7 protein-coding genes are annotated in these 5,350 nt (G+C 62.3%); 5 read left to right on the forward strand and 2 right to left on the reverse strand.

Going from position 1 to position 5,350, the window contains the following annotated elements:
• Positions 1–119 precede the first annotated feature (119 nt).
• Positions 120–578, forward strand: a complete 459-nt coding sequence (locus Y708_RS28700; RefSeq protein ID WP_253905887.1) for an HAD family hydrolase — start codon at positions 120–122, stop codon at positions 576–578.
• A gap of 343 nt (positions 579–921) precedes the next feature.
• Here the strand turns inward: Y708_RS28700 and Y708_RS0118905 are convergent, their stop codons facing one another.
• Positions 922–1,209, reverse strand: a complete 288-nt coding sequence (locus Y708_RS0118905; RefSeq protein ID WP_028281129.1) for a DUF427 domain-containing protein — start codon at positions 1,207–1,209, stop codon at positions 922–924.
• Between the two features lie 260 nt (positions 1,210–1,469).
• On the opposite strand from Y708_RS0118905, the gene Y708_RS26355 reads away from it, so the two are divergent.
• The 3 genes from Y708_RS26355 to Y708_RS0118920 all read left to right on the forward strand — a co-directional run bounded on the left by Y708_RS26355 (position 1,470) and on the right by Y708_RS0118920 (position 2,914).
• Positions 1,470–2,114 carry an isochorismatase family protein gene (locus tag Y708_RS26355; RefSeq protein WP_035776850.1) on the forward strand — a complete coding sequence of 215 codons (645 nt, stop codon included), beginning with the start codon at positions 1,470–1,472 and terminating at the stop codon, positions 2,112–2,114.
• Between the two features lie 76 nt (positions 2,115–2,190).
• Positions 2,191–2,565, forward strand: coding sequence for a thioredoxin family protein (locus Y708_RS0118915; RefSeq protein WP_028281130.1), 375 nt, complete (start codon positions 2,191–2,193; stop codon positions 2,563–2,565).
• Between the two features lie 46 nt (positions 2,566–2,611).
• Positions 2,612–2,914 carry an antibiotic biosynthesis monooxygenase family protein gene (locus tag Y708_RS0118920; protein WP_028281131.1) on the forward strand — a complete coding sequence of 101 codons (303 nt, stop codon included), beginning with the start codon at positions 2,612–2,614 and terminating at the stop codon, positions 2,912–2,914.
• A 201-nt stretch (positions 2,915–3,115) separates the two neighbouring features.
• Here the strand turns inward: Y708_RS0118920 and Y708_RS0118925 are convergent, their stop codons facing one another.
• Complete coding sequence (locus Y708_RS0118925) at positions 3,116–3,766, reverse strand: class I SAM-dependent methyltransferase (RefSeq protein ID WP_216699843.1); 651 nt, start codon at positions 3,764–3,766, stop codon at positions 3,116–3,118.
• A gap of 97 nt (positions 3,767–3,863) precedes the next feature.
• Between Y708_RS0118925 and Y708_RS0118930 the strand changes: the two genes are divergently transcribed.
• Complete coding sequence (locus Y708_RS0118930) at positions 3,864–5,282, forward strand: dihydrolipoyl dehydrogenase family protein (RefSeq protein WP_028281133.1); 1,419 nt, start codon at positions 3,864–3,866, stop codon at positions 5,280–5,282.
• Positions 5,283–5,350: the final 68 nt, after the last annotated feature.

Genomic DNA, 5,350 nt, shown 5'->3' on the forward strand with positions numbered 1-5,350 from the left:
TCTCGGAGCGGACCTGATCCGGATACCCGGGGGCAAGCACTTCACTCCCGAAGACCATCCACGGGACATCGCTGCCGCCATCAACTCGCTCCTCACCGGAGCTAGAAAGGACTAATCGCATGTCCATTACGCCGTCCGTCATAGTCTTCGACGTCAATGAAACCCTGTCCGACATGGGCCCTCTCGCAGACGCGTTCACCCGCGCCGGGGTGCCTGCTTCTCTTGCCCGGCTGTGGTTTACGGAAGTATTCCGCGACGGGTTCGCTCTTACTTCAGCGGGGGATAACCCTGCCTTCGCCGACCTTGCCACCGACAGTCTTCATCGCGTCGTGACACAGACCTTAGGACCGGGGGACTACCTGGAACAGGTCGATTCCATTATGGGCGTGTTCACGAACCTCTCACTGCACCCGGATGCGGCGCCCGGAATCCTCGCGCTCAGCAGAATCACGGAACTGATCACCCTCAGCAACGGTGGCGGAATCCCTCCTTGGCCGGGGCTGCGTCCGGGACGAATTTTCGCGGCTCCTCAGTGTTCAGGACGCTCCCCGGTGGAAACCTGTCCGCGAAGCCTATGACTACGCCGCCCGGGAAACCGGTCAAACTGTCGACCGGCTGTTGCTCGTCGCCGTGCACCCATGGGATATTCATGGTGCCAACGCGGCCGGCCTGCGAACAGCGTGGATCAACCGTACCGGGGCCTTCTACCCCTCTTATTTCACCGCACCCGACATCGAAGCCGAAGACCTGGTGGCTCTCGGAGGGAAGCTTGCCAGATCCTGAATCAGGCTGCAGACCGGGCCGGATCATATGCCGTTCCGGGTCTGCAGGCCGCGCTGGGGCAAAATGGCAGGAGCCCACTTCTATGTACTTGTGTCAGGCGGGGGGCAGGGTGACTCGGTGGAGTAATCGCTGTCGGCGTCACTGAGGTGCAGCGCCGCTGGGTTCGATGGTGACGCCGCGCCAGAAGGCGACACGGTTCTTGATCGGCAGTGCCCGCTGTTTTGGTTCGGGATAAAACCAGGCGGCGTCCGTATTCTGCTGTCCATTCACTTCAAGGGTGCGGTAACTGGCCTTGCCTTTCCACGGGCAGACTGAGTACATGTCGCTGTCCTTGAAATACCGTTGGTCCACCGCGTCCATGGGGAAGTAGCTGTTGCCCTCGACCACCACAACATCCTCAGACTCGGCGATGACCGCTCCGTTCACATTGCTCTTGCCATAATGGGTTCCCTATTCCGCGTGACCCGGCCAGCATGCCTAACCGGGCGTTGGTGTCCCTCGGGCCGTGGAGTGTTTCGCGGTCCGGGGTGTTTCTTTCGCACTGTATGACGGTCGGGGTCTCCCACACGGTGTCCTGGGTTACAGAACTATCGTCCACTAATGCCTAACGTACGAAGTTGCCCGAAGATAGCGTATGAAGGTGCCCGAAGATTAGGGACCGCCGCTATCACCATCCAAGGAGAGCCATGACTTTCGATAATTCGACAACAGCACTCGTGCTGACAGACCCACAGAATGATTTCCTCAGCCCCGACGGGGCGACATGGGAACTGGTCGGCAACAGTGTGCGGGAGAACAACACGGTTGAACACATCGACCAGTTACTCGCCGCCGCCAAAACCGCCGGTTACATGGTTTTCATCTCCCCGCACTACTACTTCCCGCAGGATCATCAGTGGGAATTCGGCGGGACGCTGGAAAAGAAGATGCACGAAATCGGTATGTTCGACCGGCCTGGACCCTTGAGCCTGGAGGGATTTGAAGGCTCTGGTGCTGACTGGCTGGAGCAGTACAAGCCCTACATCCAGGACGGGAAGACCGTTCTTTGCAGCCCCCACAAGGTGTACGGCCCGGAACAGAACGACCTCGTCCTCCAACTACGCAAACGCGGCATCAGCAAGGTCATCCTGGCAGGAATGTCCGCCAATCTTTGCATCGAGAGCCACCTGCGGGAACTGCTGGAGCAGGGCTTCGACGTGACGGTCGTCGCAGACGCCACGGCAGCGGCGCAACACCCTGAACTGGGAGACGGCTACGCCGCTGCGCTGACGAACTTCAACTACATCGCAGGTGCCGTCATTACCACCGACGAGGCTATTACTTCTTTTTAGACCCTGCCCAGGCCCTCACCCCGAAAAGGGAGAGCACCCGGCTGACACCTGGTGCGACTCACGATAAGGACCCAGTATGGCTACCGTTGATATAACCGAGAACACCTTTCAAACCCTACTCAATGACAATGAGATTGTGCTGATCGATTTCTGGGCGGGCTGGTGCGCGCCTTGCCGCAGGTTCGCCCCGACGTACAGCGCAGCTTCGGAGAAGCACCCCGATATTGCCTTCGCGAAGGTCGACACGGAGGCCGAACAGGCGCTCTCGGCGAAGGCAGGCATCAGTTCCATCCCGACGCTGATGGCCTTCCGCGAGAAAGTCCTCGTGTTCTCTCAGCCAGGAGCCTTGGACGCCACGGCCCTCGAGCAGGTTATCGCCGAAGTCAAAGCCCTCAATATGCAAGACATTCATGCCGGCCTTGCCGCGCAAAACGCCGGCGTCAACAGCTAAAAACTCACCTCTCAAAAATCTGGGCACGAAAGGTCGACAGAATCACATGATTTTCGAACACGCACAACTCACCATCCGTCATGACGGGCATGAGGACTTCCACAAGACGTACCCCGCTATCCGCGAGAACCTCCTGGCGGCACCCGGATGCCGGTCAGTGGACCTGCATCGCAGCGTCGACCAACCACAGGTCTACCTGCTCCGGGTGGGATGGAACGCTTTGACCGACCACACGGAGGTCTTTCCCGAAACGGAGCAGGGTCGCAACGTTCTGGCCCTACTCGGACCGCAGGTGGAGTCCCTGGATATGATCCACTTCGAGGGAACGCCCTTTCCGCCCGCCGGATAATTGGTTATTCACCTCCAACCGCATTTCCCATGCGGTCTCATGGCGTGCAGCCGCGAAGAAACATGAGATGCCGGGTCGTGGCGGGCACTGGAAATCTGCCGTTTCGTGGGCGTCCCTAGTCCTGGCCAAATCTCAGCAATTGAACGCGTTGTGCTGGATCATCTTCTGCAGGAGATAGAGCGGAACGGGGTCGGGGGAGTGCTACCGGCGGCGGCCCGTGCGGATTTGGAGGTGCCCGCCGCGTGCGGAGGCGGCTTGTACATCGGCGCAGTCGCGTTCGAGCCAGGTCCAGGGGTGTGCGGTGATATCGGCGCTGCCCAGGTGGCACGCGGTTCGGGCGAGTGGGGTTGCGAGGGCGAAGACGCCGGTGGGTTCCTGCATGTCCACCACGCCCATGGAAGCGCCCGGAGAGCTCATGAGGATCATGTTGGTCCAGGCGGTTTCCCAGTCCGCCATGAAGGACAGGGCGTAGGTCGCCAGGGCGGCCTCCGAATGCTCGCGTCCTCCCTGAAGTGCGATGCTGGTGCAGATGGCGGCAGGTGTGAGCGTGGTGGCATCCGCTTCGATGAGGATGACGTTGGTCCAGGCGTTGCGCGTGGCTTTCCGTCGGGCCTGGGCCAGCATGTCCGGGCTGCGGTCGATGCCCACGATCGTGCCCCCGGGGCCAATCCGTTGGTGGAGGAGCCCGAAGTTCAGTCCGGTGCCGCAGCCGATGTCCAGGACCTGGTAGCCGGGATGAAGGTCCAGGGATTCGATGCCGATCTTCCTACCGGCCCGGTACACGGGCCATTCGGCTGAGAGCAGGTCATACAGGGGTGCGATGCTGCGGTATTTTCCGGCGATCAGGATCACTTCCGTATCGGGGGCGGGGCTCGGTTGGGCCGGCCGCGGTGCCTACAGCTTATGGTGAGGGAAAATCCGCATGAACCGACGACGGGATGGAGATTCAATGGAACGCAAGGATGGGATCATCGATCTGCTGGTGATCGGTGGTGGTACGGCTGGGATCGTGGGAGCGAAGACCGCAGCGCGGCTCGGCGCGGACACGGTCCTGGTCGAATCCGCCCGCACGGGCGGGGATTGCTTGTGGACCGGGTGTGTTCCGTCCAAGACTCTGCTCTCCGCGGCCGGAAGTTCGGCGGCCCGGCGCTCCCTCGGTGGCAGTGGAACGGCTTTTGCAGAGGTGCGGGCGCGCATCTCTGAGGCCATCGCTGCCATTGAGCCGGATGACTCTCCCGCGTCGATGGAAGCCGTCGGTGCGTCAGTTGTGACCGGTACGGTCCGGTTCACGGCACCCGGTGAAGCCGCCGTCGACGGGAAGACCATCCGTTTCCGGCAGGCGCTGATCGCGACCGGCAGCGTACCCATGGTGCCCCCGATTCCCGGATTGGACGAGGCTCCGATGGTGACCTCGGAAACCGTGTGGGACCTGGTGGAACTCCCACACCGCCTGGTGGTCATCGGGGGAGGCCCGATCGCCTGTGAGCTGGGGCAGGCTTTCGCGCGGCTCGGCTCGACCGTGGTGATGCTGGTGCGCTCGGAAGTCCTGCCGAAAGAGGACCGCGACGCCGCGGCGATCGTGCGGGCCAGCCTCCAGGAAGACTGCGTGGAGATCGTGGAAGGAGTGGAGGTCGACAGGGTCAGCACCTCCCATGACGACGGCGGTTCTCTAAGCACTATCCACACCAGTGACTCACGCGCATTCGATGCCGACGTCATCCTGGTCGCTGCGGGCCGGAAGGCCCGCACCGAAGGTCTGGGGTTGGTGCACGTGGGTGTGGAGTGCGACGACGCCGGCCATGTGGTGGTGGATGCGGGAATGCGCACGTCGAATCCGAGAATCTGGGCGGCGGGAGATGTGACACCACACCCCGACTTCACCCACCTGGCAGGGGTTTATGCGAGCACCGCAGCCTCCAATGCCGTCCTGGGCGTACACCGGTCGGTCAGCACGATCGTTCCGCGGGTGACCTTCACCTCCCCCGAGGTTGCCGCCGTCGGACCCAGCACGGCTGACGGCAAGGATCAGACCACCTCGACCATCCAGCACGCGCATACGGATCGGGCCATCACCGAAGAGCAGACCTCGGGCTTCACCCGGCTGGTGATCGGCAAGGGCGGGCGGATTCTCGGGGGAACGATCGTGGGACCCCGGGCCGGGGAATCCCTGGCGGAACTGACACTTGCCGTACACCAAAAGCTCACCACGCGGAACCTCGCAGGTGTCACCCATCCCTATCCCACGTATAACGACGCCCTGTGGAATGCGGCCATCGCCGATGCCCGTACGGCGCTCGACTCGCCTCTGGTCCGCACCGCGATGACAGGTCTGGTGAAATTCAACCGTTGGCGCAACCGGCGGTCCTGAACCCAACCGGCACTCCACGACCGGAGGGCGGAAGTCATCGGGCCGAGGGCAGGAGTGGCGGGGTAGGG

Origin of the sequence: Arthrobacter sp. H5 (genome assembly GCF_000520595.1) — a bacterium.
Classification (GTDB): domain Bacteria; phylum Actinomycetota; class Actinomycetes; order Actinomycetales; family Micrococcaceae; genus Arthrobacter_D.